Annotated in this window: 23 protein-coding genes and 5 tRNA genes; 8 read left to right on the top strand and 20 right to left on the bottom strand. The window is 58.0% G+C overall.

The window, feature by feature from the left end; genetic code table 11:
• Positions 1-38 precede the first annotated feature (38 nt).
• Positions 39-2078, bottom strand: coding sequence for an oxidoreductase (locus ACA049_RS10825; protein ID WP_497335276.1), 2040 nt, complete (start codon positions 2076-2078; stop codon positions 39-41).
• Positions 2079-2287: 209 nt separating this feature from the next.
• On the opposite strand from ACA049_RS10825, the gene ACA049_RS10820 reads away from it, so the two are divergent.
• Together ACA049_RS10820 and ACA049_RS10815 are read left to right on the top strand one after the other, a co-directional pair.
• Positions 2288-3418, top strand: a complete 1131-nt coding sequence (locus tag ACA049_RS10820; RefSeq protein WP_497335274.1) for a carbon-nitrogen hydrolase family protein — start codon at positions 2288-2290, stop codon at positions 3416-3418.
• A 3-nt stretch (positions 3419-3421) separates the two neighbouring features.
• The gene (locus ACA049_RS10815; RefSeq protein ID WP_497335272.1) at positions 3422-4462 is read left to right on the top strand and encodes an AraC family transcriptional regulator; all 1041 of its coding nucleotides are present in this window, start codon (positions 3422-3424) and stop codon (positions 4460-4462) included.
• A gap of 346 nt (positions 4463-4808) precedes the next feature.
• Here the strand turns inward: ACA049_RS10815 and ACA049_RS10810 are convergent, their stop codons facing one another.
• The 12 genes from ACA049_RS10810 to ACA049_RS10755 all read right to left on the bottom strand — a co-directional run bounded on the left by ACA049_RS10810 (position 4809) and on the right by ACA049_RS10755 (position 15380).
• Positions 4809-5645: a DUF2242 domain-containing protein gene (locus ACA049_RS10810; RefSeq protein ID WP_497335270.1), complete on the bottom strand. Its 837-nt coding sequence runs from the start codon at positions 5643-5645 to the stop codon at positions 4809-4811.
• A gap of 329 nt (positions 5646-5974) precedes the next feature.
• On the bottom strand, positions 5975-7846 hold the full coding sequence (locus tag ACA049_RS10805) for a SurA N-terminal domain-containing protein (RefSeq protein WP_497335268.1): 1872 nt from the start codon (positions 7844-7846) through the stop codon (positions 5975-5977).
• Positions 7847-7948: 102 nt separating this feature from the next.
• Positions 7949-8026 (bottom strand) — tRNA-Leu (locus tag ACA049_RS10800).
• 53 nt (positions 8027-8079) lie between these two features.
• Positions 8080-8352 carry an HU family DNA-binding protein gene (locus ACA049_RS10795; protein WP_002552737.1) on the bottom strand — a complete coding sequence of 91 codons (273 nt, stop codon included), beginning with the start codon at positions 8350-8352 and terminating at the stop codon, positions 8080-8082.
• Positions 8353-8499: 147 nt separating this feature from the next.
• Positions 8500-10896, bottom strand: a complete 2397-nt coding sequence (gene lon / locus ACA049_RS10790; protein WP_010458711.1) for an endopeptidase La — start codon at positions 10894-10896, stop codon at positions 8500-8502.
• A gap of 163 nt (positions 10897-11059) precedes the next feature.
• Complete coding sequence (gene clpX, locus ACA049_RS10785; RefSeq protein ID WP_007946893.1) at positions 11060-12343, bottom strand: ATP-dependent Clp protease ATP-binding subunit ClpX; 1284 nt, start codon at positions 12341-12343, stop codon at positions 11060-11062.
• 113 nt (positions 12344-12456) lie between these two features.
• On the bottom strand, positions 12457-13092 hold the full coding sequence (gene clpP, locus ACA049_RS10780) for an ATP-dependent Clp endopeptidase proteolytic subunit ClpP (RefSeq protein WP_095167796.1): 636 nt from the start codon (positions 13090-13092) through the stop codon (positions 12457-12459).
• Between the two features lie 93 nt (positions 13093-13185).
• Positions 13186-14496 carry a trigger factor gene (gene tig / locus ACA049_RS10775; RefSeq protein ID WP_497335266.1) on the bottom strand — a complete coding sequence of 437 codons (1311 nt, stop codon included), beginning with the start codon at positions 14494-14496 and terminating at the stop codon, positions 13186-13188.
• A gap of 403 nt (positions 14497-14899) precedes the next feature.
• Positions 14900-14975 (bottom strand) — tRNA-His (locus ACA049_RS10770).
• A 78-nt stretch (positions 14976-15053) separates the two neighbouring features.
• Positions 15054-15138, bottom strand: a tRNA-Leu gene (locus tag ACA049_RS10765).
• 57 nt (positions 15139-15195) lie between these two features.
• A tRNA-His gene (locus ACA049_RS10760) sits at positions 15196-15271 on the bottom strand.
• A 32-nt stretch (positions 15272-15303) separates the two neighbouring features.
• Positions 15304-15380, bottom strand: a tRNA-Arg gene (locus tag ACA049_RS10755).
• Positions 15381-15655: 275 nt separating this feature from the next.
• Between ACA049_RS10755 and folD the strand changes: the two genes are divergently transcribed.
• Together folD and pbpG are read left to right on the top strand one after the other, a co-directional pair.
• A complete protein-coding gene (gene folD, locus ACA049_RS10750) occupies positions 15656-16510 on the top strand; it encodes a bifunctional methylenetetrahydrofolate dehydrogenase/methenyltetrahydrofolate cyclohydrolase FolD (protein WP_497335264.1) in 855 nt (284 codons plus the stop codon).
• A 236-nt stretch (positions 16511-16746) separates the two neighbouring features.
• Positions 16747-17685, top strand: coding sequence for a D-alanyl-D-alanine endopeptidase (gene pbpG, locus ACA049_RS10745; protein ID WP_497335262.1), 939 nt, complete (start codon positions 16747-16749; stop codon positions 17683-17685).
• Positions 17686-17740: 55 nt separating this feature from the next.
• Here pbpG and ACA049_RS10740 read toward each other — a convergent pair whose 3' ends face one another.
• The 3 genes from ACA049_RS10740 to ACA049_RS10730 form a co-directional block, all read right to left on the bottom strand.
• Positions 17741-17956 (bottom strand): hypothetical protein, encoded by a 216-nt coding sequence (locus ACA049_RS10740; RefSeq protein WP_010458697.1) that lies wholly within the window; start codon positions 17954-17956, stop codon positions 17741-17743.
• A 17-nt stretch (positions 17957-17973) separates the two neighbouring features.
• Positions 17974-18180 (bottom strand): DUF6021 family protein, encoded by a 207-nt coding sequence (locus tag ACA049_RS10735; RefSeq protein ID WP_497335260.1) that lies wholly within the window; start codon positions 18178-18180, stop codon positions 17974-17976.
• A 94-nt stretch (positions 18181-18274) separates the two neighbouring features.
• On the bottom strand, positions 18275-18949 hold the full coding sequence (locus ACA049_RS10730; RefSeq protein ID WP_497335258.1) for a cysteine peptidase family C39 domain-containing protein: 675 nt from the start codon (positions 18947-18949) through the stop codon (positions 18275-18277).
• A 196-nt stretch (positions 18950-19145) separates the two neighbouring features.
• On the opposite strand from ACA049_RS10730, the gene ACA049_RS10725 reads away from it, so the two are divergent.
• The gene (locus ACA049_RS10725; protein WP_497335256.1) at positions 19146-19340 is read left to right on the top strand and encodes a hypothetical protein; all 195 of its coding nucleotides are present in this window, start codon (positions 19146-19148) and stop codon (positions 19338-19340) included.
• Between the two features lie 74 nt (positions 19341-19414).
• Here the strand turns inward: ACA049_RS10725 and ACA049_RS10720 are convergent, their stop codons facing one another.
• Entirely contained in the window at positions 19415-20164 is a 750-nt protein-coding gene (locus ACA049_RS10720) for a TerC family protein (RefSeq protein WP_438662094.1), read from the bottom strand.
• 28 nt (positions 20165-20192) lie between these two features.
• The gene (locus tag ACA049_RS10715) at positions 20193-20435 is read right to left on the bottom strand and encodes a hypothetical protein (protein WP_497335254.1); all 243 of its coding nucleotides are present in this window, start codon (positions 20433-20435) and stop codon (positions 20193-20195) included.
• A gap of 274 nt (positions 20436-20709) precedes the next feature.
• On the opposite strand from ACA049_RS10715, the gene nhaR reads away from it, so the two are divergent.
• Positions 20710-21609, top strand: a complete 900-nt coding sequence (nhaR, locus tag ACA049_RS10710) for a transcriptional activator NhaR (RefSeq protein ID WP_109629261.1) — start codon at positions 20710-20712, stop codon at positions 21607-21609.
• A 4-nt stretch (positions 21610-21613) separates the two neighbouring features.
• Here the strand turns inward: nhaR and ACA049_RS10705 are convergent, their stop codons facing one another.
• Positions 21614-22768 carry an MFS transporter gene (locus ACA049_RS10705; protein ID WP_497335252.1) on the bottom strand — a complete coding sequence of 385 codons (1155 nt, stop codon included), beginning with the start codon at positions 22766-22768 and terminating at the stop codon, positions 21614-21616.
• A 281-nt stretch (positions 22769-23049) separates the two neighbouring features.
• Here ACA049_RS10705 and sstT point away from each other — a divergent pair, with 281 nt between their 5' ends.
• Complete coding sequence (sstT, locus tag ACA049_RS10700) at positions 23050-24282, top strand: serine/threonine transporter SstT (protein WP_497335250.1); 1233 nt, start codon at positions 23050-23052, stop codon at positions 24280-24282.
• 162 nt (positions 24283-24444) lie between these two features.
• Here the strand turns inward: sstT and ACA049_RS10695 are convergent, their stop codons facing one another.
• A complete protein-coding gene (locus ACA049_RS10695) occupies positions 24445-24954 on the bottom strand; it encodes a DUF1993 domain-containing protein (protein ID WP_497316986.1) in 510 nt (169 codons plus the stop codon).
• A gap of 139 nt (positions 24955-25093) precedes the next feature.
• On the opposite strand from ACA049_RS10695, the gene ACA049_RS10690 reads away from it, so the two are divergent.
• A complete protein-coding gene (locus tag ACA049_RS10690; protein WP_497335248.1) occupies positions 25094-25741 on the top strand; it encodes a YceH family protein in 648 nt (215 codons plus the stop codon).
• The last annotated feature ends 106 nt before the right edge of the window (positions 25742-25847 follow it).

Below are 25847 nucleotides of genomic sequence, written 5' to 3'. Positions count from 1 at the left end.
CTTGCCCGCGAAAGCCATTGGCACGCTCGACCTGCGGATTACAACTCGGCAGCCAACCGCGAACCCTGGTTGATCGCGCGTTTGGCATCCAGCTCCGCCGCCACGTCCGCGCCACCAATCAGATGCACGTTCTGCCCTGCGGCAACCAAGCCATCCTGCAATTCACGCAGCGGATCCTGCCCGGCGCAGATCACGATGTTGTCCACCGGCAGCACCTGCGGCTCACCGGTTTCGCCGATGCGAATGTGCAGGCCTTCATCGTCGATCTTCAGGTATTCAACGCTGTTGAGCATCTGCACCTGCTTGTTCTTCAAACCGGTCCGGTGAATCCAGCCAGTGGTTTTGCCCAGGCCGTCACCCACCTTGGATTTCTTGCGTTGAAGCAGGAACACCTCACGCGCTGGCGCATGCGGTTCAGCCTTGATGCCGGCGACACCGCCGCGCGCTTCCAGATGCGTATCAATGCCCCACTCTTTCCAGAACGCTTCGCGGTCCTGGCTGGTGGCCACGCCTTGGTGAACGAGGAATTCCGATACGTCGAAACCGATACCGCCCGCGCCAATCACCGCGACACGCTTGCCGACCGGTTTGCGCTCGAGGATCACGTCCAGGTAGCTCAGCACCTTGGCGTTTTCAACCCCGGGAATCGCCGGAGTTCTCGGGGCGATGCCGGTGGCCAGGATGATTTCGTCGTAACCGCCCTCCACCAGTTTCGCCACGTCGACACGGGTGTTCAGGCACACCTCGACGTTGGTGGTCTGCAGCTTGCGGTTGAAATAACGCAGGGTCTCGAAGAACTCTTCCTTGCCCGGTACACGCTTGGCAATGTTGAACTGGCCGCCAATCTCGCTGGCCGAATCAAACAGCGTCACCGAATGCCCACGCTCGGCCGCCACAGTGGCAGCGGACAGGCCCGCTGGACCGGCGCCGACCACGGCGATTTTCTTGATCTGCTGCACGGGCAGGTAGTTGAGCTCGGTTTCATGGCACGCGCGCGGGTTCACCAGGCAGCTGGTCAACTTGCCACCGAAAGTGTGATCCAGGCATGCCTGGTTGCAGCCGATGCAGGTGTTGATTTCATCGCCACGACCGGCGGCTGCCTTGTTGACGAAATCCGGGTCGGCGAGGAACGGCCGCGCCATGGACACCATGTCGGCGTCGCCTTCGGCCAGAATCTGCTCGGCCACTTCCGGGGTGTTGATGCGGTTGGTGGTGATCAGCGGAATGTTCACCGAACCGCGCAGCTTGGCCGTGACCTTGCTGAACGCCGCACGCGGCACCTTGGTGGCGATGGTCGGAATGCGCGCTTCGTGCCAGCCGATGCCGGTGTTGATGATGGTCGCGCCTGCCTGCTCGATGGCTTTGGCCAGGGTCACGATCTCTTCCCAGCTGCTGCCGCCTTCCACCAGATCGAGCATCGACAGTCGGAAAATAATGATGAAGTTCGGGCCGACCGCTTCGCGCACGCGGCGGACGATTTCCACCGGCAGGCGCATACGGTTTTCGTAGCTGCCGCCCCAACGGTCGGTGCGGTGGTTGGTGTGGGCCGCGAGAAACTGGTTAATGAAATAACCTTCCGAACCCATGATCTCGACACCGTCGTACTCGGCTTTTTGCGCCAGGGTCGAGCAGGTGACGAAATCGCTGATCTGCTTCTCGATGCCTTCCTCGTCCAGCTCTTTTGGCTTGAACGGGTTGATCGGCGCCTGAATGGCACTCGGCGCGACCTGTTTCGGGCTGTAGGCATAACGACCGGCGTGGAGGATCTGCATGCAAATCTTGCCGCCCGCCTCGTGTACCGCACGGGTGACGATCTGGTGCTTGAGCGCTTCTTCCTCGGTGGTCAGTTTGGCCGCACCGGAATACACCCCGCCCTCATCGTTCGGGCCAATGCCACCGGTGACCATCAGGCCGACACCGCCGCGAGCACGTTCGGCGAAGTACGCCGCCATGCGTTCGAAACCGCCGGGCTTCTCTTCCAGACCGGTGTGCATCGAACCCATCAGGGTGCGGTTGCGCAGCGTGGTGAAACCCAGGTCCAGCGGGGCCAACAGGTGCGGGTAATGAGCGGCGGCCATTTGTAACTCCACATCGAGCGATCACGGAAAATATGCAGGAGCTCTTCGGCCCCCGTCAGTCATGTTGGACAGACTAAGAGTCGCGTCCGTGTCACTCAATGACCGAAACTGACAACTTATTGATCCAAATGTGCAGCGCCCCTTGGCAAGCGCCGGCATGCGCCCTACCCTAGTCGCGAACCCTGCACACGGCTGTCGACTGTTTCCCCATGCGCAAACTTCTGTACCTGACTTTCTCCATGGCATTGATTGCCGCCCTGACGACCTACGCCATGTGGGCCGCGGACCGTCCGGTGGGTCATTACCTGTCGGACCTGCGCATCCACCTCGCGGTCGATCAAGGCACGCCCGCCGATCGCGGCAATCTGCTGGGCATCCAGCCCGAGTTGTTCCCCACCGACTATCAGAGCCCCGAACGCCTGCACCGCAAGCTCGCGGCCTATTTGCAGCAAGCCCAGGACCAGGGCTTGCTGAATGAAAAGACCGTCGTCGTGCTGCCCGAACACATCGGCACCTGGTTGATGGTCAGCGGCGAGAAAGATGAGCTGTACCAAGCGACCACCCTCAATGAAGCGATGAACTGGCTGGCGGTGAGCAACCCCGTGCAGTTCGTCCGTGCGTTGATCAGCGCCAAGGGCGAAAGCCGTCTCGACGACGCTCACTTGCGAATGAAGGCCAAAGGCATGGCCAAGGATTATCAGGCACTGTTCGGCGGGCTGGCGAAGACGTTCAACGTCACCCTGGTGGCGGGCACGATTGTGCTGCCCGAGCCGAGCATCATCGATGGCACGCTGAAAGTCGGCCGCGGTGCGTTGTACAACAGCAGCGTGGTATTTGGTCGAGACGGTTTGCCGATCGGCCAGCCGCAACGCCAGATGCATCCGGTGTTTGCTGACCATGACGTCATCGAGGCGAATGGCGAGCATACGCTCAACGTCGTCGACACGCCGGCCGGTCGCCTGGGCGTACTGATCGGCAGCGACAGCTGGTACCCGGACAACTACCGCAAACTCGACGCCCAGGGCGCCCATCTGGTGGCTGTCCCCGCGTATGTCGTCGGCCGCGACACCTGGGACAAACCGTGGCGGGGTTACAAGGGCTTGTCGACGCCCGGCTCCGTCAGCCTCAAGGCTGGTGAACTCAGTGAAGGTCAGGCCTGGCATCGCCTGACACTGACCGGCCAACCTCCCAGCAGCCAGGCCATTGCCGGCATGAGCGTGTTCCTGCGCGGTCAGTTCTGGGACAAGGGCAGCGCAGGCCAAAGTTTTCTCAGCAACAACGGGCAACAGTTCGCCGACGGCAACGCCCGTGGCGCGCGGTTGCTGAACCTCTGGCTGTAGCCCATGAAACCGCTGCCGATGCGCCTTGGGGATCTGTCGGTGGGCTTTGTTCACAGCCTGGCCGATGCCGTGCGCAGCCACGGTGTGGACCCGCAGCCTCTGCTTGAGCAATACGGCCTCGATGCAGCGCGCCTGGCCGAAGCGGGAGCCCGGCTGTCGATCCCGCGCTACATGCGCCTGGGCCACGGTGCCATTCAATTGACCGACGACCCGGCGCTGGGGTTGCGCATGGGTCAGCTCAGTCGTCTGAGTCAGGCCGGTCTGGCCGGGGTCACCGCCGCCCAGGCACCGACGGTTCGAGAAGCGGCGCGCTGCCTGATTCGCTTTGAAGCCTTGTATGGCTCCAACTATCGTGGCCAATCGAGCTTTCATGAAGACGCTCAGGGCGCGTGGCTGCGCTTCTATTCCATCAGCCCTTACAACGCTTACAACCGCTTCGTGGTGGATTCGATCATCGCCGGGTGGTTACATCAATTGTCCAGCGTGAGCCCTGCTCCGCTACGCGCCGAACGGATCGAGATCGAGTTTGCCGAACCGGATTATCGTGAGGCGTATGCCGCGCTGGGGGATTGCTCAATTCAGTTCGGCGCTGAACAGAATCAATTGCGCCTGAGTCTGGCCAGTCTCGCCCAGCGCAACCCTGAACACTGCCCAAGTACCTGGCGACACTTGCTGCAACTCTGTGAACGGGAACTTGAGCAGCTGACACGCACCCGCAGCCTGCGTGAACGCATCACTCAGTTGCTGGGGCCGTTGCTCAATGGGGGCCGGGAACCCGACCTGGAAGAAGTGGCGGCACGCCTGAAGCTGCCGACCTGGACCTTGCGTCGCAAACTCGCCGAGGAAGGCACGCAATATCGCGCAATTCTCAACGACACCCGCCGCGACCTGGCCATGACCTACATTCGCGACACGGAACTGGCGTTCGGTGAAATCGCCTACCTGCTGGGTTTTGCCTCTGCCGAAGCTTTCCAGCGGGCCTTCAAACGCTGGAACGGCCAGACACCCGGCGAGTTTCGCCGCAGTCATCGCCAATCCGCGTGATTTTTACAGCTCTGTAGCGTCTTCCGCCGGTTCCAATGGGTCCAGTTCAAACGCCTGGTACTCGAGCAGCTCTTCTTGATAATCGTCCATTGTGAAATCCCCCTACCGCTCGTTTAAAAATGCCTGAATAAATGACCAACGCCTTGAGCATAAAGTGCCCGCATGAAAGAAAAATGACGCGGGCATACCGCTCAGCGGCTACTTATAAAACGTAGCAGGCGGTCAGGAATTTATCACAGGATTTTTTCGATAGAGGCTGTAGGACTACAGCCCGGGTTGACGCGGATCAATCCAAAAGCCATTTCGGGAACGGTGTCATCTGACACGATCCCGAAATGTATACCGATTACGGGTTAGTGGCAGGCATGGCCGAAATAGGCTCGCTCGGTGGCGGAAGGCTGGATTGCGGCGGTGGCGTAACGGTTTCCGAGGACGGAGCCGGTGCCGGGTTTTCAACCGGGGTGATCGGCGCTGTTTCAGGCGGCGGTGCGACAGGCTCCGAGGCAGCAGGGGCTGGAGCAGGTTCAGCCGCAGGTGCTGGCGCGGGCTCCGCAGCCGGTGCCGGCGTTGGGGCTAAAGGCGCCGGAGCTGCCTTGGCCTCAGGCATGCCCAGGTCGGTCTTGGGTTTCTCGGGAATGTGCGCAGCCTTCTTCGCTTCCGGCGGCAGGAACAACTCCACCAGCGCAAAGAAACGCTCATAGAACTTGGCCGACGAGACGGTCTCGCTGGCAACCTTGACCATCGAATCGTCGGACGAGCCGATCGGCATCGACACCGAACCCAGCACACCCACCCCAACGCTGGCGGAGTTGTTGGTCTTCTTCAGTGCATAGCGGTCCTGCAGGGCGTTGGCGAACATGGTCGCATGATGCCCTTCGCTGCCGTCATCGGCACAGACCACACTGAAGCTGATCTCCATGTGGGTCTCGCCGGTCTGCTGGAAGCTTTTGTGCCCGCTTACCAGTTTCGGGTCGGCGCTGGTGATGATGTAGCCTTGGCTGAGCAACGCCCGACGGGCGGCTTCGCACGTCTGCGCATCAGTCACCGGGTAATTGCGCGAAAACGTCCCGGAGTCATCGAAGTTCTCATGCTCATAGATGGGGGCTTTCTTCGACGAGCAGCCGGCAACAGTGGCCAGCAACAGCGCCAGCCCGGCAACACGCATGGGAATTGATTTAAACATTGAACATCCTGAGGAAAACGATCCGGGGCGTATTGTGCAACAGATCGATGCTTAGCGGAGCATCGATTAGTGTCTTAAAACATTTACAAGTCTACTGACTGTCAGTTACGGGAAAAAGTCCCGTTCGGGGCTACAGCAAAGGATCCCCTGTGGGAGCGGGCTTGCTCGCGAAGGCGGGCCTGTCAGTCAACATTGGTGTTGAATGTGATGGCGCCTTCGCGAGCAAGCCCGCTCCCACCTTCTGATCGCATTCCATTCCGGAATTGCAGGCATAAAAAACCCCGGCCTTTCGGCCGGGGTCTTTGTGGAACGGGCAACTCAGTCAAGCATCAGAAACGCTTGATCTCGGCCTGGCTTTCCAGCTGTTTGCGGTAGGCCGCAAAGTCCTGCTGGCCAATGCGCGAGGCGAGGAAGCGACGGTACTGAGCCTTCTCTTCATCGGTCGGCGCTGCTGCTTCGTTCACGCCGTTCAGGCGCACGATCACCAGGCTACCATCGGCCAGGGTCACGCTGCTGAAAGTCGGCTTGTCCTTGGCGGCAGGTTTAGGCATGCGGAACAACGCTTGCAGCACGGTTGGGTCAACCCCTTCCTGAGCGCGCGTCGCTGCTGCGGTGACTTTCCAGTTCTGGCCGTCAATCGCCTTGTCCAGTGGGGTCTTGCCGTCGCGCAGGCTGGCGATCAGCTCATCAGCCTTGGTCTTGGCGGCAGCACTGGCGTGTTCCTTGGCCAACTGCGCACGAATGCTGGCATTGACGCTTTCCAGCGGCAGTTGTGCAGGCTTCAAGTGTTCCTTGGCGCGCAGCACGATCACTGTTTCCGGGTCCAGTTCGATGGCGGTGCTGTTGGCACCTTCATCCAGCACTTCAGGACTGAACGCTGCGGTGACCACGGCACGGTTGGCCGAAACACCTTCGCCACCCTCGCGGCCGAACGGCTTGGAGGTGTGAACGGTCAGCTTCAGGTCCTGCGCCGGCTGGGCCAGATCAGACGATTCGAACGAGGAGTCTTCCAATTGCTTGGTCGCCTCGACGAAACGCTGCTCGACCTGCTGGGTTTTCAGCTCGCGAGTCAGCTTGTCTTTAAGGCTGGCAAGCGTCGGAACTTCCGGCGCTTCAACACCCAACAGTTTGATCAGGTGGAAACCGAAGTCAGTGCGAACCGGTGCCGACACCTGATCCTTGGCCAACGCATACAGCGCGGTTTCGAATGCTGGATCGTAGACACCAGGGCCTGCGTAGCCCAGATCACCGCCGTTGTTCGCCGAACCTGGATCCTGGGAGAACTCCTTGGCCAGCGCCTCGAATTTCTCGCCTTTGGCCAGACGCGCCTGAACGTCTTCGATCTTGGCCTTGGCTTGCGCCTCGGTCACCTTGTCGTTCACTTCGATCAGAATGTGCGCAGCCCGGCGTTGCTCGGACAGGTTCGCGATCTCTTTCTGATACGCCGCTTGCAGGTCTTCGTCCTTGACGGCGACCTGATCAAAGAAGGAAGACTTCTTCAATTCCAGGTAGTCGATGACCACCTGATCCGGCGTCATGAACTCCTTGGCGTGTTCGTCGTAGTAGGCCTTGACCTCATCGTCGGTCAGCTTCACTGCTGCCGGGTCAACCTTGACGTTCAGGGAAGCGAAATCGCGGGTCTGTTTTTCCAGACGGGCGAACGCCAGAACCTGTGCGTCGGTGACGAAACCGCTACCCGCCAGGCCAGCGCGCAGCTGACCGATCAGCATTTCCTGAGCCAGCATCTGGCGGAATTGCATACGGCTGTAGCCGAGTTGACGAATCACTTGGTCGAAACGCTCAGGACTGAACTTGCCATCGACCTGGAATTCAGGCGTTTGCAGGATCACTTGGTCCAAAGCCGCTTCGGAGAAAGCGAATTTCGATTTTTCTGCGCCTTGCAGCAGCAGTTTGCGGTCGATCAAGCCTTTGAGGGCCGATTCGCGCAGCATTTTTTCGTCGAGCAAGGAAGCGTCGAAGTCTTTGCCCAGCTGTTGCATAAGCTGACGGCGTTGCATATCGACCGCCTGGCTCAGCTCGTTCTGGCTGATTTCTTCGCCGTTGACCTTGGCCGCATCATTACGGCTGGTAGTGGCCTGAAAAATGGCGTCGAAACCGGTCAAAGCCATCAGTGCAACGATGACCCCGATAATGGTCTTGGCAATCCAGCCTTGTGAATTGTCCCTGATATTCTGCAGCATGCGTCCCCCAGAAACGGTTGAACTTCAAAATTAGGCAACCGTGGAGCGTGGGTAGAATCCGGATAGAAGAAAGGCGCATCCGAGGATGCGCCTTCTCGTAACTGGCGGAGCGGACCAAGGGTTCGAACTTGCGACCCTCGGTGTCTCGGACCGGCAACTTGCCGACTGGACTACCGCTCCGCTGCCAGGTCAGGCATGACCCCGACCCGGATAGACAAAAACCTGAAGCGAACTTAGTTGACAGCTTCTTTCAGTGCTTTGCCGGCTTTGAAACCTGGTTTTTTGGCTGCAGCGATTTCCAGCGTCTTACCGGTCTGTGGGTTACGACCAATGCGAGCTGGACGATCGGTAACGGAGAAAGTACCGAAACCAACCAGAACAACAGAGTCGCCAGCCTTGAGAGCGCCAGTGACGGATTCGATTACAGCGTCCAGCGCACGGCCAGCAGCAGCTTTCGGGATATCAGCGGATGCAGCGATAGCATCAATCAGTTCCGACTTGTTCACTCTAAGTCCCCTTATATCTATTTGAGTATGATTCTAAGTTTTTTGGTGAAAGCAAAAACGTGTGCTGAATGGCCTACAGACACTTAAGAGCCGCTTTATAACAAGGGCTCTAAAAAGCTGTCAACAAGCCACTCAGGCAAATGCGTACTAATGCGTGCTAATTCTTTCCTTAGAGTCAGACTCGCGTTTTTCATCCTTTGCAACTATCTCTGGAACCACATCAGGCAGCGGCTCCGGCGCGTATTGCAGCGCAATTTGCAGGACCTCGTCAATCCATTTAACCGGTTTAATCTGCAGATCTTGCTTGATATTGTCAGGAATTTCCTTCAGATCGCGTACGTTCTCTTCAGGAATGATCACGGTCTTGATTCCGCCACGGTGAGCCGCCAGCAGTTTTTCCTTCAGACCGCCGATCGCCAGCACCTGACCACGCAAGGTGATTTCGCCAGTCATGGCGACATCCGCACGCACCGGAATCCCGGTCAATGCCGACACCAGGGCCGTGCACATGCCTACACCGGCGCTAGGGCCATCTTTCGGGGTCGCCCCTTCCGGCATGTGGATGTGCGTGTCGCGCTTCTCGTGGAAGTCCAGGGGGATCCCCAGGCTCTTCGCACGGCTGCGGACAACGGTCAGCGCGGCAGTGATCGATTCGACCATCACATCGCCCAGCGAACCGGTCTTGATCAACTGGCCTTTACCCGGCACGACCGCGGCTTCGATGGTCAACAATTCGCCACCCACCTGAGTCCACGCCAGCCCGGTCACCTGACCGATCTGATCCTGCGATTCGGCCAGGCCGTAGCGGAATTTGCGCACGCCCAGGAAGTGTTCCAGCATCTCGGCAGTGACCTTCACCGAGAAGCGTTTTTCCAGTGCGTGCTCTTTGACCGCCTTGCGGCAAACCTTGGCAATCTGGCGCTCCAGCCCACGTACACCGGCTTCGCGGGTGTAGTAGCGGATGATGTCGCGGATCGCTTCGGCGTCGAATTCCAGCTCGCCTTTCTTCAAGCCGTTGGCCGTGATCTGCTTCGGCGAAAGGTATTTGACGGCGATGTTGATCTTCTCGTCTTCGGTGTAGCCCGGCAGACGAATCACTTCCATCCGGTCGAGCAGCGCCGGCGGAATATTCATGGAGTTGGAGGTGCACAGGAACATCACATCGGACAGGTCGTAGTCGACTTCCAGATAGTGATCGTTGAAGTTGTGGTTCTGCTCAGGATCGAGCACTTCCAGCAACGCCGACGCCGGATCGCCACGCATGTCGCTGCCCATCTTGTCGATTTCATCGAGCAGGAACAGCGGGTTGCGCACGCCCACTTTTGTCATCTTTTGAATCAATCTTCCTGGCATCGAACCGATGTAAGTCCGGCGATGACCACGGATTTCCGCTTCGTCACGCACGCCACCGAGGGCCATACGGACAAATTTGCGGTTGGTGGCGTGAGCGATCGACTCCGCCAGAGAGGTTTTACCCACCCCCGGAGGACCGACCAGGCACAACACCGGACCGCGAATTTTCTTCACGCGCTTTTGCACGGCGAGGTATTCGAGGATCCGCTCTTTGACTTCTTCGAGACCGTAGTGGTCTGCATCGAGAATGTCTTCTGCGCGAGCAAGGTCCAGACGCACTTTGCTCTGAGCCTTCCACGGCACCTGAACCAGCCAGTCGATGTACGAACGCACCACCGTCGCTTCCGCGGACATTGGTGACATTTGTTTCAGCTTGTTCAGCTCACCCTGGGCTTTGGCCAAGGCATCTTTTGGCAGGCCGGCGGCATCGATGCGCTTTTTCAGCTCTTCGATTTCGTTGTGGCCTTCGTCGCTGTCGCCGAGCTCTTTCTGAATGGCCTTCATCTGCTCATTCAGGTAGTACTCGCGCTGGCTGCGCTCCATTTGTTTTTTGACGCGACCGCGAATACGTTTTTCGACTTGCAGCAGATCGATCTCGGCATCCAGCAACGCCAGAACGTGCTCGACCCGGGCCGACAAATCGATGATTTCGAGGATTTCCTGCTTCTGCTCGATCTTCAGGGCCATGTGAGCGGCCATGGTGTCGACCAGGCGACCTGGCTCGTCGATGCTGTTGAGCGACGACAGGACTTCAGCCGGGACTTTCTTGCCCAACTGCACATATTGTTCGAACTGAGCCAACAGGCTGCGCACGAATACTTCCGACTCGCGCTCAGGCGCGTCGACTTCGTCGATCAGCGAGACTTCGGCACGGCAGTGGCCGTCCACTTCGCTGAAGCGCTCCACGGCGCCCCGCTGCTCGCCTTCGACCAAAACCTTGACCGTGCCATCAGGCAGCTTGAGCAGCTGCAGAACGGTCGCAATCGTACCTACGCGATAAAGTGCATCTTCACCGGGATCGTCGTCAGCAGGGTTTCTCTGAGCCAGCAGAAGGATCTGCTTGTCGCCCGTCATCGCAGCCTCGAGGGCTTCGATGGATTTCTCGCGCCCCACGAACAGCGGGATAACCATGTGCGGATAAACCACAACATCACGCAATGGCAGGAGAGGCAATTCGATGGTTGTCTTCATGATTTCGCCTCTACGGCGGCCATAAGGCCGTAAACAGATGGAAGTAAGCTTGAAACCAAGATGGGGGCTGCTTTGAAAAAAAACAAGCACAAAGAGGGAGTTAAAAAATGCTTTAAAAGAAAAGGGGCCCGAAGGCCCCTTCTTTATTCCAGCTGCCTGACGCTTAAGCGTCCGGCGCAGCCTTGGCAGCCGGCTCACTGTTTTCGTAGATATACAGTGGCTTGGACTTGCCTTCTATTACGCTTTCGTCGATCACTACTTTACTCACCTCGGACTGCGAGGGGATTTCATACATAGTGTCGAGCAATACACCTTCGAGAATCGAACGCAGTCCACGGGCACCGGTCTTGCGTTCCAGGGCACGTTTGGCGACCGATTTCAGCGCGTCGGCCCGGAATTCCAGGTCCACGCCTTCCATCTCGAACAGCTTGGCATACTGCTTGGTCAGAGCATTCTTCGGCTCGGTGAGAATCTGCATCAACGCAGCTTCATCAAGCTCGTCCAGCGTGGCAAGAACCGGCAGACGACCGACGAATTCCGGGATCAGACCGAACTTGACCAGATCGTCAGGCTCGACTTCACGCAGGGACTCACCGACTTTCTTGCCTTCTTCCTTGCTGCGCACTTCCGCGTTGAAACCGATGCCGCCCTTGGTGGAACGGTTTTGAATAACCTTTTCCAGACCGGAGAACGCACCACCGCAGATGAACAGGATGTTACGGGTGTCGACCTGAAGGAATTCCTGCTGCGGATGCTTGCGACCACCTTGCGGCGGAACGGAAGCGACCGTGCCTTCGATCAACTTGAGCAGGGCCTGCTGCACGCCTTCACCGGAAACGTCCCGGGTGATCGACGGGTTGTCAGACTTGCGCGAGATCTTGTCGATCTCATCGATGTAGACAATGCCCATCTGGGCTTTTTCTACGTCGTAATCGCACTTCTGCAGCAGCTTCTGAATGATGTTCTCGACATCTTCACCCACGTAACCCGCCTCGGTGAGGGTGGTTGCGTCGGCGATGGTGAACGGAACGTTCAGCAAGCGGGCCAGTGTTTCGGCAAGCAGGGTTTTACCCGAGCCTGTCGGGCCGATCAGCAAGATATTGCTTTTGCCGAGTTCGACGTCGTCATTCTTTTTGTCACGCTGGTTCAGACGCTTGTAGTGGTTGTACACCGCTACGGCCAGAACCTTTTTCGCACGTTCCTGACCAATCACGTACTGATCAAGGATGCCGCTGATTTCTTTAGGCGAAGGCAATTTATGCGCGCTGCTTTCGGCCTGGGCTTCCTGCACCTCCTCTCGGATGATGTCATTGCACAGGTCGACGCACTCGTCGCAGATAAAGACCGAGGGGCCGGCAATCAATTTGCGCACTTCATGCTGGCTTTTGCCACAGAAGGAGCAATAGAGCAGCTTGCCGTTGTCCTCGCCGTTGCGGGTGTCAGTCATTCGTTCGATCCAAATCCGATAGGCTTGCAACACAAGATGAAGGCTATTGCGGGCTTTTTCAAGCCCGCCGGTGATCAGACCAGCCGACCAAGCCTATTTTGAGCTGCTTATTTTTAAGCTGGGCGCTGGGCGATCACTTCATCGATCAACCCGTACTCACGCGCGGCTTCCGCACTCATGAAATTGTCGCGGTTGGTGTCGCGCTCGATTTCTTCAAGAGTGTGGCCGCTGTGCTTGGCCATCAGCGTGTTGAGACGCTCACGAATGAAGAGAATTTCCTTGGCATGGATTTCGATATCCGACGCCTGCCCCTGGAAACCGCCCAGTGGCTGGTGAATCATCACGCGCGAATTCGGCAGGCAATAACGCTTGCCAGCGGCACCGGCTGTCAGAAGAAAGGCGCCCATGCTGCACGCCTGACCGATACAGGTGGTCGATACGTTGGGTTTGATGAACTGCATGGTGTCGTAGATCGACATGCCTGCTGTCACCGAACCGCCCGGGGAGTTGATATAGAGATGGATGTCCTTGTCCGGGTTTTCCGCTTCAAGGAACAGCAGTTGCGCACAGATCAGGTTGGCCATGTAGTCCTCTACCGGACCAACCAGAAAGATCACTCGCTCCTTGAGAAGGCGCGAGTAGATGTCATAGGCGCGCTCACCACGAGCAGACTGCTCGACAACCATCGGGACCAGGCCGCCTGCGGCCTGGATATCAGAGTTCTGCTGAATATACGAATTACGGAACATGCTCTGCAGTCACTCCCAAATAGTTATGTCTTGAATACGCATAAGCCAGCACGAAGGCTGGCTTATGGTGTGTACTTCTTATCGCAAAAACGATCAGTCGGCTTGTGGAGCTTCTACCGGCTTGACTGCTTCTTCGTAAGAGACCGATTTGTCGGTCACGCTAGCTTTCTGCAGAACAGTATCCACAACTTGCTCTTCCAGCACAACCGAACGGACTTCGTTCAGTTGCTGGTCGTTCTTGTAGTACCAGGACACAACCTGCTCAGGCTCTTGGTAGGCCGAAGCCATTTCCTGAATCATTTCGCGAACGCGCGCTTCGTCAGGCTTGAGGTCGAATTGCTTGACCACTTCAGCCACGATCAGACCCAGCACAACGCGGCGCTTGGCTTGTTCTTCGAACAGCTCGGCCGGCAGTTGATCAGGCTTGATGTTGCCGCCGAACTGCTGAACAGCCTGCACGCGCAGACGGTCAACTTCGTTGGACAGCAGAGCTTTAGGCACTTCGATCGGGTTGGTGGCCAGCAGACCGTCCATTACCTGATTCTTGACCTTGGATTTGATCGCCTGACGCAGTTCGCGCTCCATGTTCTTGCGAACTTCGGTGCGGAAGCCTTCCAGACCGGTTTCCTTGATGCCGAATTGAGCGAAGAATTCTTCGTTCAGCTCTGGCAGTTTTGGCTCGGAAACAGTGTTCACGGTCACGGTGAACTCAGCGGTTTTGCCCGCTAGGTCGAGGTTCTGATAGTCCTCTGGGAAGGTCAGGTTCAGAACGCGCTCTTCGCCGGCTTTAGCGCCAACCAGACCGTCTTCGAAACCAGGGATCATGCGGCCGGAACCCAGAACCAGCTGAGTACCTTTGGCGGAACCGCCAGCGAACACTTCACCGTCAACCTTGCCAACGAAATCGATGTTCAGTTGGTCTTCGTTCTGGGCAGCGCGATCGGCCACTTCGAAACGGGTGTTCTGCTTGCGCAGCACGTCCAGCATTTTGTCCAGATCGGCGTCAGCCACGTCAGCGCTCAGGCGCTCTACGGTGATACCTTCGAAGCCGGCAACGGTGAACTCAGGGAACACTTCGAAGATGGCGACGTATTCCAGATCTTTGCCGGCTTCCATCGATTTAGGCTCGATCGAAGGCGCGCCAGCCGGGTTCAGCTTCTGCTCGACAACAGCTTCGTAGAACGAAGACTGGATCACATCGCCCACGGCTTCCTGACGCGCATCAGCACCGAAACGGCGCTTGATTTCGCTCATTGGCACTTTGCCTGGACGGAAGCCAGCAATCTTGGCCTTTTGGGCAGTCTGCTGCAGACGCTTGTTGACCGCAGTCTCAATACGCTCTGCCGGCACGGTGATGCTCAGGCGGCGCTCGAGAGCAGTAGTATTTTCAACAGAAACTTGCATGGATATTCCTCGTTGCACAGACGTTAGCCGGCCGTTTCCGACCCCAGAATCAAGGGCATGCATTCTAGTGGGTCAAACTCAAGAAGTCACCCTACTGAAAACGGGTAAAAAAGCAGCAGGCAATTTATAGGCGAGGGACAAACGGTTGTGCCTCGCCCTGTTAGCAAATACAGCCAGTCACGCCAGGGCTCTGCACCAATTCTTCTATATATAGAAGAATCTGCCAATCATCTCCCTGACAGCCGATCTTGCGAGCAAGGTCGGCGGGCGGCGCGGCATCATCGAGAAACATAAATACGACGAATCACCCCACCCGTGCGACCCAGAACATGCAGCCGCTTGGCACTCGAACCGCTAAAACAAAAAAGGCGCCAGACTGTTAAATCTGGCGCCTCTCGAAATATGGGGTGGACGAAGGGGATCGAACCCTCGACAACGGGAGTCACAATCCCGTGCTCTACCAACTGAGCTACGCCCACCATATTGCTTTGCAAGGAAGCCAAACAACTCCCTTGCTGCGCCCCAACCACGCCAACCGGCCTGAGTGAAGCTTTATTTGGTGCGGATGAAGAGACTCGAACTCTTACACCTTTCGGCGCTGGAACCTAAATCCAGTGTGTCTACCAATTCCACCACATCCGCGGTTTGAAGCTGTTAAAGCAAAGGCGCCAGACTATTAATCTGGCGCCTTTCGAAATATGGGGTGGACGAAGGGGATCGAACCCTCGACAACGGGAGTCACAATCCCGTGCTCTACCAACTGAGCTACGCCCACCATATTGCGCTACTTGTGCCAAAGCTGCCTAATGGCGCACCCGGCAGGACTCGAACCTGCGACCATCCGCTTAGAAGGCGGATGCTCTATCCAGCTGAGCTACGGGCGCCTTATTAATCTGTACTCTTGGAGGACTACAAACTAAGAGCTTTCCAGTCTTGCAGAACCGTAATTCCGCTTGACCTTCTCATCCAGTGCTAGGCTGTGCCCGACAAGTGCGACGAATAGTATAGAGCGCCCCGAAGGCCGTCAAATCCTTTTTATAAAAAATTCATTTAATTAAAGGGCTTAGACGAATTTGCAGACCAAGCGCCTTTGCCCTCACCGCATGACATGCGAGAATGCGTTCTCTTTTTTTCCCCTCTCGATGGTTAATCACGCGCAATGACTGCACAACTAATCGACGGCAAATCGATCGCCGCCAGCCTGCGCCAGCAGATCGCCAAACGAGTCACCGAGCGTCGCGAGCAAGGCCTGCGCACACCGGGCCTCGCGGTGATCCTGGTCGGCAGCGATCCTGCCTCTCAGGTTTATGTCTCGCACAAGCGTAAAGACTGTGAAGAGGTCGGCTTCATTTCCCAAGCCTACGACCTGCCTTCCGAAACCACTCAAGAAGCACTGACCGACCTGATCGATCGCCTGAACGACGACCCGACAATCGACGGCGTGCTGCTTCAGCTTCCGTTACCTGAGCATCTGGACGCCTCCAAATTGCTGGAGCGCATTCGTCCGGACAAAGACGTCGACGGTTTCCACCCTTATAACGTCGGCCGACTGGCCCAGCGCATCCCGCTGCTACGTCCGTGCACCCCCAAAGGCATCATGACCCTGCTGGAAAGCACCGGTGCTTGCCTTTACGGGATGAATGCCGTGGTCGTCGGCGCGTCCAACATCGTTGGCCGTCCGATGGCGATGGAATTGCTGCTGGCCGGTTGCACCGTGACCGTCACCCACCGTTTCACCAAGGACCTGGCGGACCACGTCGGCCGTGCCGATCTGGTCGTTGTCGCCGCCGGCAAGCCGGGCCTGGTCAAGGGTGAGTGGATCAAGGAAGGTGCGATCGTGATCGACGTCGGCATCAATCGCCAGGAAGACGGCAAACTGGTCGGTGACGTGATCTACGAAACCGCCCTGCCCCGCGCCGGCTGGATCACTCCGGTACCGGGCGGCGTCGGCCCGATGACGCGTGCCTGCCTGCTGGAAAACACGTTGTACGCGGCGGAAACACTGCACAGCTGAGTGCCCGTTTCGACATAAGTGACGAACAAAAGAACCCCGCCAATCGCGGGGTTCTTTTTGTCTGAAGCGAAAGATCGACCATCCGCCGGAAAATGACTTTTTTTTCATGTTCCCGGGGACTTTCACCTCCTGCTTGAACAACCATCGACAGTTATTCAGCCATACTCCAGAATGTCGCGCTTTTACGAAATAGCCCGTTACATAACGGCTTATCAACACTTTATGAGTCTGCCAGCGTGAAAATCCGTCTTTCCATCCTGAGCCTATTTTTTGCAATTACAGGGACGTTCATCACGCCAATCGCCAGCGCCGCGGAGACCACCGCGGCACCCCGAGATACGAAACAACTCAAGCTCGCTTCCGGCAGCTCTTTGCTGCTGGATATGCAGACCAACAAAGTCATCTATGCCAGCAATCCCGATGTGGTTGTTCCTATCGCCTCTGTCAGCAAATTGATGACCGGTCTGATCGTGGTTGAGGCCCGACAGAACATGGACGAGTACATCAACATCAACATCAGCGACACGCCGGAAATGAAAGGCGTGTTTTCCCGCGTCAAACTCAAAAGCGAATTGCCGCGCAAGGAAATGCTGCTGATCGCCCTGATGTCCTCGGAAAACCGTGCCGCCGCGAGCCTGGCCCATCACTATCCGGGCGGCTACGTCGCTTTCATTGCCGCGATGAACGCCAAGGCCAAGGCGCTGGGCATGACCAGCACTCACTTCGTCGAGCCGACGGGCCTCTCTCCTCGTAACGTGTCCACCGCCCGCGACCTGAGCAAATTGCTGATCGCCGCTCACAAGTACCCGTTATTGACCGAGCTGAGTACCACCAAGGAAAAAACCGTCACGTTCCGCAAACCCAACTACAGCCTGGGTTTTCGTAACACCGACCATTTGGTCGGCAAGCCAAACTGGGACATCAAGCTGACCAAGACCGGGTTCACCAATGAAGCGGGTCACTGCCTGGTGCTGGTGACCAGCATGGGCAATCGCCAGGTGGCACTGGTGATCCTTGACGCCTTCGGCAAGTACACGCATTTCGCCGATGCCACCCGCATCCGCAGTTGGGTGGAAACCGGCAAAGGTGCAGATGTGCCATCGGTGGCCTTGCAGTACAAGTCGGACAAGAACCTCAAGCACCGTCAGAGCGGTGTGGTTGAAGCGTCAAAGTAAGTCGGCGACAGAAAGAACAAAGCCCCGATCATTCGGGGCTTTTTTTCGTCTGGCGTTAATCGTTGGGTAACGGCATCTGATCGTCATCCGGAATGCCATCCCCGGCGCTTGGATCTTTCATGCCATGGGGATGCTCCGTCGGCACTACCATCGGACGCGCCAAAGGGTCTCTTAACGGATCGTTCGGATCCATCACCGGATCAACACCCTCTTCGGGGGTGGTTGGAACACTGTCCGGACGTTTGTCGTTGAAACTCGAATCAGTAGACATACGCACCTCACCAAGGGTTAGGGTTTCAGATCAGCGAGTGGGTCGTAAGGCTTCGCCGGAGCCTTGGGATTGTCGCCCGGCTTTACATCCAGGGGCGCCTTGGCAGGTCCGATGGGATCGACCTGGGGATCGGCAAGGTCCGGCGAGTCAGGGTCGAAACCGAGTTCGTCGCCCGAAGCATGCTCGGATGAATGCGGGCCGTCGGGGGTATTGGAATGTGCCATGGAGTGCCTCCTGGGAGCTGGCCCGGAGAAACCGGGTCTTGTCCTTTAGAGGCCATGCATGCCCGGCGGTGCCGGGCAAATGACGAACGGAAGCTTACTGCGCGGTCAGCGCCTTCTTCGCACGGGCAGCAGCTTGTTCCTGACCGGCCTGGCCGAGATCGCTCGCTGCTTTGAGCCAGCGCTGCTGATCGACGTTGGCAGGGATCTGATTGGGCTTCTGAATCAATACAGCCCAGCCGCCGGCATCCTTGAAAGATGACTCAAACGAACTGAAGCTCATCAAATTCCGGCGATTCATGCCGGCCCGCAGCAGAACCGTCTGCTTCTGGCGATTGTATCCGGCGAGAATGGCGTAACGCGGTTCAGCCCAGAGCGCCGTGCCTTCAGTGAAGCGCACCATCACCGGATAGCCGGCCGCGACCTGAGTCAACAGCGCTGGCAAATTGCTGTCGAGGGGATACACCACCATCCCGTACTCACGTGCCAGGTTTTGCATGTTCTGCTGCAGCTGAGCCTCGGCGCCCGGCAAGTGCAGGGGTTTTTCGAGCAACCCGGGCGTAATCACGATGCCCTGCTGCGACAGCATGCTGGCCAGCACCTGAGGTCCGCTTTGATGGTCTTGGCCGCGGTAGAACGTGCCGCTGAGTTCCACGCGTTCCGGCAGGCGCTTGATCTCCGGCGCCACACTCCCCGCGCACCCTGCCAATCCTGCAACGCAGCCGACAATCAGCGCCGCCGTTCGAATTCGAGAAAATACCCGCACGATCATCACTCTCTTGTTCAGACGCCAGGCAACACACTCCCGGCTTGGCCGTGGATCATAGGACGCCACGCAGCGGCGGTATAGCCTTAACCCGCAGTTGAGTGCATTCGATAGAGCGAACTGGTTGATGACAGCCGACCTTTGGTCAATAGCCTGAAACACTGCAGCGACTAGACTGTCATTTGCAGAGAGTGTGTGCCCGATGCAGGGCAAAGAGGAGGCACTGATGAGCCTGACAATGACAATCGTGATGTTGATTTCCGGCTGGCTGGCTGTGGCCGCCGCCATGTTGTGGGGCGTTTTGCGGATCACCCGTCGGCACCATCACCACCCGGCTCAATCGGCGCCTGTGGCGAAGGCTGGTAAACCGGCTGCACATCACGCGACCGCGCACTGACGCTGACCGGTCCACAAACAAAAACGGCCGCCTGGGCTCTTTCGAGCGCAGGCGGCCGTTTCGTTTTTCGCGGGTTAAGCTTCAGCCGCTATTTTCTTCTGCTTGGCCCGACGCGACATCATGTTCAAGCCCTCGATGGTCGCCGAGAAGGCCATGGCCGCATAGACGTAGCCTTTAGGCACATGAGCACCGAAACCTTCAGCGATCAGCGTCATGCCGATCATGATCAGGAAGCCCAGCGCCAGCATCACCACCGTCGGGTTGTCGTTGATGAACTTGGCCAGAGGATCAGCCGCCAGCAACATCACCAACACCGACACCACTACAGCGATGATCATGATCGGCAAATGCTCGGTCATGCCGACAGCGGTAATAATGCTGTCGATGGAAAACACCATGTCCAGCATCAGGATCTGACCGATCGCAGCCGCAAAGCCCAAGGTCACCGTCGAAGTCGCCGACGTCGGATCATCCGGAGCCGGGTCCATGCTGTGATGGATCTCGGTGGTCGCCTTCCACAACAGGAACAGGCCACCGGCGATCAGGATCATGTCTTTCCATGAGAACGCGTGGCCGAGAATATCGATCACAGGCTCGGTCAACTGGACGATGAACGCGATGGTACTCAACAGGCCCAGGCGCAGAATCAGCGCCATGCCGATACCGATGCGGCGTGCTTTCTGCCGATGTTGCTCGGGCAGCTTGTTGGTCAGGATCGAGATAAAGATCAGGTTATCGATGCCGAGCACGATTTCCATCACGATCAACGTGGCCAGGGCGACCCAGGCGGTGGGGCTTGCAGCAAGTTCTAAAAGGTATTCCATGGGTCAGTCCTGACTCGTTGTAGACGGTTTAGATTTCCTGGGACGAAGATTCGGTTTTCTTCTTGTCTTCGGCCGATGGTTCTTTCTTGCTGATCAGGCCGCCGGTGGCATCACTGATCGCTTGTTCGGCGGCTTTATGGGTGTCGTCGATCGCCTGTTTGGCGGTTTCGGCAGCCTTGCCCATCAATTGCTGCGCGCTTTTCTCGGCCTGGTCGCAACCGGCCAATACCAGTAAAGACGCGATCAGCAATGCCGTGGTTTTAAGCTTCATGATGCTTTCCTCGATAGAACAAAACGGGCCGAAACGATGGCCCGTTGATAGCGAGGCATTCTAGGGAGGCAAACACTTCTGGAAAATTCGTATTTTCAGCGGTTATACTTCGGTTTTTACGAACTTTAGGATATATGTATGAGCTGTGTAGGAGCTGTCGAGTGAAACGAGGCTGCGATCTTTTGATCTTGCTTTTAAAAAGATCAAGATCAAAAGATCGCAGCCTCGTTTCACTCGACAGCTCCTACACAGCCCCCAGCACAACAGGAACACCATGCTTAATTATCGACAGCTGCATTACTTCTGGGTCGTGGCCAAGACCGGCAGCATCGTGCGCGCCTGCGAACAGCTGAACCTCACGCCGCAGACCATCAGCGGGCAGATTTCCCTGCTCGAACAGACCTACGGCATCGAGCTGTTCCGCCGCGTAGGCCGACAGCTTGAGCTGACCGAGGCCGGCCGCCAGACCCTGCCCTACGCCGAGCAAATGTTTCAGCTGGGTGGCGAACTGGAATTGATGCTGCGGGCGCAACCCAACGAACAGCAGATCCTGTTTCGGGTAGGTGTCGCCGATGTGGTGCCCAAATCCATCGTCTATCGCCTGATTGCGCCAACCATGGAATTGAGCGAACCGCTGCGCATTACCTGTCGCGAAGACAAACTCGAACGCTTGCTCGCCGACCTGGCGATCCAGCGGCTGGACCTGGTGATTTCCGACAGCCCGATGCCGTCGCACCTGGACATCAAGGGTTACAGCCAGAAACTCGGTGAATGCGGGATCAGCTTCTTCGCCACCGCTGAGTTGGCCGCGCAGTACGGTCAGGATTTCCCGCGCAGCCTGCACGGCGCACCGCTGCTGATTCCCGGGCCGGAAACCGTGGTGCGCAGTCGCTTGCAACGCTGGTTTGCCGAGCAGCAGATCCAGCCGCGCATCGTCGGCGAGTTCGATGACAGCGCCTTGATGCAGGCTTTCGGCCAATCCGGCAGCGGGATTTTCATCGGCCCGAGCGTGATTGCCGATGAAGTGAAACGCCAATATGGCGTCGAGTTGATTGGCCAGACCGACGCCGTGACGGAGTCGTTCTACGCCATTTCAGTGGAACGCAAGGTCAAGCACCCCGGCATCGTTGCGATTACCGAAGGTGCCCGACGCGAGCTGTTCACCGAGGTGTGAAAGGTCAGGCGCAGACTTCTCGTGGCTTCATGGTCATCAGCGCCATGGCCAGCAGAATCGAAGCCAGGATAAACACCGCCGCCGCAAAACCCAGCCCGCCCAGGCCAACGCTGTCGATTACCCGTCCGCCGACCATCGCACCCAGACCGATGCCGAGGTTGGCCCCGGCAATGTTCAGCGACGCGGCAAAGGCCGGTGCCTCGGGCGCGGCCTTCATCAATCGCACATGGCTGACCAGGAACAACGCGGCCTGGGTCACACCCCAGATCCCCATCGCCGCCGCCAGACCCAGCGGCGAATGAATGTTCGGCACCAACGCCACCATGCCGGCGATCATGAACGCGCAGAACATCATCGAAGCCATCAGCGGATGACGATCCACCGCTCGGCCGCCCAACGAGTTGCCGATCAAACCGACCGCGCCAAAGCCCATCAGGCACCAGCCGACCACCGTACCGTTGAAACCGGCGAGGCGTTCAAGGATGTCCGCCAGATAGGTGTAAGCGGTGAACATGCCGCTGAACACCAGGATCGACAGCAGCACATGCCCGAGCATCAACGGGCTGCGCAGGATCTTGAACTGCGAACGAAAGCTCACCTGATGCTGATGCAGGTTGGTTCTCGGCAGGTAGATAAACAGCAGCAACGCCTTGGCGAACGCGATCACCGCGAGAATGCCAAAGGCACTGCGCCAGCCGAACGCATCGGAAATCAGCGTACCCACCGGAATGCCGAATACCGTGGCGCAGACGATACCGAATCCGATCTTGGCGATGGCGCGCCCGGCAAAATCCGGCCCGACAATGTCCACCGCGGTTTCACTGGCCAGCGCCCAGAACACCGGCAGCCCCAGCGCGGGGATCAGCCGGGCGATGGCCATCACCCAGATGTTCGGCGCAAACGCCGCGAGGGTGTTGGCCAGGCCGAACATGATCAGCACCGAAATGAACAGCTTGCGTCGCTCGAACCTTGCGAAGTACGCGGTCAGGAACGGCCCGAACGCGGCGACGGTGAAGGCGAACAAGGTCACCAGCAAACCCGCCTGGGGGATGCTGACCTCAAGGTCTCGGGCAATTGCCGGCAACAGGCCGACGATGATGAATTCCGTGGTCAGCACGGTGAAACCGGCGGCCGACAACAGAAGGATGGGCAACAGCATGCAGAACTCCAGAAAACGACGACACCAGCGATAACCCGAAGGCCCACTGGCATGACTTGAAAATGAGGATGCGCAATCTTAACAGAGTGTTTCCGATCAGGGTTGCACGAACCTGCCGATCTTGTTGGACGCGCTGGCGGCAGATCGTCACAGGTCTGAAGGAAGAGGACCACGCTGTGATAAAGTCCGCGCCCTGCGATACGTACACCTTGTTCATCGGCCAGTCATTGGCATTGATGTCGCGATACCCCCGCACCTAATAAAATCAGAGATGCCGTTTTATGACCGCTTCATCCCCTTCGCTATTGCACCGTTTGAAACGCTTGAGCCTGGTCTCGCAAATCATCATCGGCCTAGTCGCCGGGATTGCCCTGGCGCTGATCGCGCCGGACGTGGCGAAGTCCACGGCGTTCATCGGCAAAGTCTTCGTCTCGGCACTGAAAGCCGTCGCGCCGATTCTGGTGTTCGTGCTGGTCATGGCGTCGATCGCCAACCATAAGCACGGTCAGGAAACCCACATCCGGCCGATTCTGTTTTTGTACTTGCTGGGTACGTTTGCTGCCGCGGTGGTCGCGGTCGTTGCCAGCATGATGTTCCCGTCCAGTCTGGTGTTGTCCACCCATGACGTTGCCGTGAGTGCGCCGGGCGGCATCAGCGAAGTGCTGCAAAGTCTGCTGCTCAGCGTGGTCGACAATCCGGTCAGCGCACTGATGAACGCCAACTTCATCGGCATTCTGGCCTGGGCGATCGGCATGGGCGTTGCGATTCGCCATGCTGGTGACACCACTCGCGAGGTGCTCGGCGACTTGTCCAACGGCGTGACCCTGATCGTGCGCCTGGTGATTCGTTTCGCGCCGCTGGGGATCTTCGGCCTCGTCGCATCGACCCTCGCCACGTCCGGCTTCGGCGCCTTGATCGGTTACATGCATCTGCTGGCTGTGCTGCTGGGCTGCATGCTGTTTGTGGCGCTGGTGATGAACCCGGTGATCGTGTTCTGGAAACTGCGCCGCAACCCGTATCCGCTGGTGCTGACCTGCCTGCGGGAAAGCGGCATCACCGCGTTTTTCACCCGCAGTTCGGCGGCGAACATTCCGGTCAACCTGGAATTGAGCAAGCGCCTGGGCCTGCATGAAGACACTTACTCGGTATCGATTCCACTGGGCGCGACCATCAACATGGCGGGCGCGGCGATCACCATCACCGTGCTGACGCTGGCGGCCGTGCATACCCTGGGCATCGCCGTGGATATTCCGACGGCCATTCTGCTCAGTGTGGTGGCGGCGATCTGTGCGTGCGGCGCGTCGGGCGTGGCGGGCGGTTCGTTGTTGCTGATTCCGCTGGCGTGCAGCCTGTTTGGTATTCCAAGTGAAATCGCCATGCAGGTGGTGGCGGTAGGTTTCATCATTGGTGTGTTGCAGGATTCTGCGGAGACTGCGCTGAACTCGTCTACTGATGTGCTGTTCACCGCTGCGGCGTGTTTAGGGGAAGAACAGAAAGCCCAGCGTATGGCGTAATTAAGATCAAAAGATCGCAGCCTCGTTGCACTCGACAGCTCCTACATTGAAATGCGTTCCCCTGTAGGAGCTGTCGAGTGCAACGAGGCTGCGATCTTTTGACCCACCAAAAAAAGCCCGCCAAGGCTTGCACCTTGGCGGGCTTTTTAGTGCGCGGACGGTTTAGAACGCGCCCATGTAATCACGCTTGCCCACTTCCACACCGTTGTGACGCAGCAGAGCGTAAGCGGTGGTGACGTGGAAGAAGAACTGCGGCAGGCCGTAGCTCAGCAGGTAAGCCTGGCCACTGAAGCGCTTCTCTTTCGGCGTGCCTGGACGGGTGACGATCTCGATACCTTCCTTGCCGTCGATCTGCTCAGGCTTGATTTCGCCGATGTAAGCCAGAACCTTGGCGATCAAGGCTTGCAGTTCAGCGAAGGTGGTTTCGGTGTCGTCGTACTTCGGCACTTCGATCTCGGCCAGGCGCGAGGAAACGCCTTTGGCGAAATCAACGGCGATCTGCACCTGACGCACCAGCGGGAACATGTCTGGGTACAGGCGGGCTTGCAGGAACGCGTTCGGGTCGATGTTCTTGGCGGTGGCGTGGGCTTCGGCCTTGTTCAGAACGTCGCTCAGGGCGTTGAGCATTTGTTTGAAAACAGGAACGGAAGCGGCATACAGGGAAATGGTCATGACAGTCTCGTGTGGTGACAGGAGGGAAACGTGGGCCGATTATAGCCATGCCTGCCCCTCCTGCGGCTTGTCTTTTATCCAGCAAGGATTAGGCTAGTCGGCTTCGACTGCATGCTTCGACTGCATAGGGAAAAGCGCGATGAGCACTGAGCAAGAGACGACCTTTGACGAGCCACGGCTCAACAGCACGGAAATCCGCATTCTGGGCTCGTTGATCGAGAAACAGGCCACCAGCCCGGAAACCTATCCGCTGACCCTCAATGCACTGGTGATTGCCTGCAACCAGAAAACCAGTCGCGAACCGGTGATGAACCTGACCCAAGGCCAGGTTGGCCAGAGCCTGCGTGCCCTTGAAGGTCGCGGCTTTACCAAACTGGTGATGGGCAGCCGTGCCGATCGCTGGGAGCACAAGGTCGACAAGGCGCTGGAACTGGTGCCGGCCCAGGTAATTCTGGCGGGATTGCTGTTTCTGCGTGGCCCGCAGACGGTCAATGAACTGCTGACCCGCAGCGGTCGCATGCATGATTTTGAAGATGCCGAACAGGTGGTGCATCAGCTGGAACGCTTGATCGCTCGTGGGCTGGCGCTGCTGATTCCGCGTCAGGCCGGGCAGCGGGAAGACCGCTATATGCATGCGTTGGGTGATCCGGCGGATATCGAGGTCATTCTCGCAGCCCGGCACAACCCGGCCGAACGTGGGGCCAGCAGCGGCGTTTCCGTAGAACGGATCGAAGAGCTTGAAGCGCGGATTGCCGCACTCGAAGAACGCCTGGCCCGCCTCGAATAACCAACACGATCCTGTAGGAGCTGTCGAGTGAAACGAGGCTGCGATCTTTTGATCTTGCTTTTAAAGAGATCAAGATCAAAAGATCGCAGCCTCGTTTCACTCGACA

The sequence above is a fragment of the Pseudomonas sp. LBUM1662 genome, from assembly GCF_059695915.1.
The sequence above is the reverse complement of the archived record's forward strand: the minus strand, read 5'-3'. Positions and strand labels throughout refer to the sequence as shown.

Coding starts and splice junctions, on each gene's coding strand:
- ACA049_RS10825 (WP_497335276.1), bottom strand. CDS start 2,078: ATGGCCGCCGCTCATTACCCGCACCTGTTGGCCCCGCTGGACCTGGGT.
- ACA049_RS10820 (WP_497335274.1), top strand. CDS start 2,288: ATGCGCAAACTTCTGTACCTGACTTTCTCCATGGCATTGATTGCCGCC.
- ACA049_RS10815 (WP_497335272.1), top strand. CDS start 3,422: ATGAAACCGCTGCCGATGCGCCTTGGGGATCTGTCGGTGGGCTTTGTT.
- ACA049_RS10810 (WP_497335270.1), bottom strand. CDS start 5,645: ATGTTTAAATCAATTCCCATGCGTGTTGCCGGGCTGGCGCTGTTGCTG.
- ACA049_RS10805 (WP_497335268.1), bottom strand. CDS start 7,846: ATGCTGCAGAATATCAGGGACAATTCACAAGGCTGGATTGCCAAGACC.
- lon (WP_010458711.1), bottom strand. CDS start 10,896: ATGAAGACAACCATCGAATTGCCTCTCCTGCCATTGCGTGATGTTGTG.
- clpX (WP_007946893.1), bottom strand. CDS start 12,343: ATGACTGACACCCGCAACGGCGAGGACAACGGCAAGCTGCTCTATTGC.
- clpP (WP_095167796.1), bottom strand. CDS start 13,092: ATGTTCCGTAATTCGTATATTCAGCAGAACTCTGATATCCAGGCCGCA.
- tig (WP_497335266.1), bottom strand. CDS start 14,496: ATGCAAGTTTCTGTTGAAAATACTACTGCTCTCGAGCGCCGCCTGAGC.
- folD (WP_497335264.1), top strand. CDS start 15,656: ATGACTGCACAACTAATCGACGGCAAATCGATCGCCGCCAGCCTGCGC.
- ACA049_RS10740 (WP_010458697.1), bottom strand. CDS start 17,956: ATGTCTACTGATTCGAGTTTCAACGACAAACGTCCGGACAGTGTTCCA.
- ACA049_RS10735 (WP_497335260.1), bottom strand. CDS start 18,180: ATGGCACATTCCAATACCCCCGACGGCCCGCATTCATCCGAGCATGCT.
- ACA049_RS10730 (WP_497335258.1), bottom strand. CDS start 18,949: ATGATCGTGCGGGTATTTTCTCGAATTCGAACGGCGGCGCTGATTGTC.
- ACA049_RS10725 (WP_497335256.1), top strand. CDS start 19,146: ATGCAGGGCAAAGAGGAGGCACTGATGAGCCTGACAATGACAATCGTG.
- ACA049_RS10720 (WP_438662094.1), bottom strand. CDS start 20,164: ATGGAATACCTTTTAGAACTTGCTGCAAGCCCCACCGCCTGGGTCGCC.
- ACA049_RS10715 (WP_497335254.1), bottom strand. CDS start 20,435: ATGAAGCTTAAAACCACGGCATTGCTGATCGCGTCTTTACTGGTATTG.
- nhaR (WP_109629261.1), top strand. CDS start 20,710: ATGCTTAATTATCGACAGCTGCATTACTTCTGGGTCGTGGCCAAGACC.
- ACA049_RS10705 (WP_497335252.1), bottom strand. CDS start 22,768: ATGCTGTTGCCCATCCTTCTGTTGTCGGCCGCCGGTTTCACCGTGCTG.
- sstT (WP_497335250.1), top strand. CDS start 23,050: ATGACCGCTTCATCCCCTTCGCTATTGCACCGTTTGAAACGCTTGAGC.
- ACA049_RS10695 (WP_497316986.1), bottom strand. CDS start 24,954: ATGACCATTTCCCTGTATGCCGCTTCCGTTCCTGTTTTCAAACAAATG.
- ACA049_RS10690 (WP_497335248.1), top strand. CDS start 25,094: ATGAGCACTGAGCAAGAGACGACCTTTGACGAGCCACGGCTCAACAGC.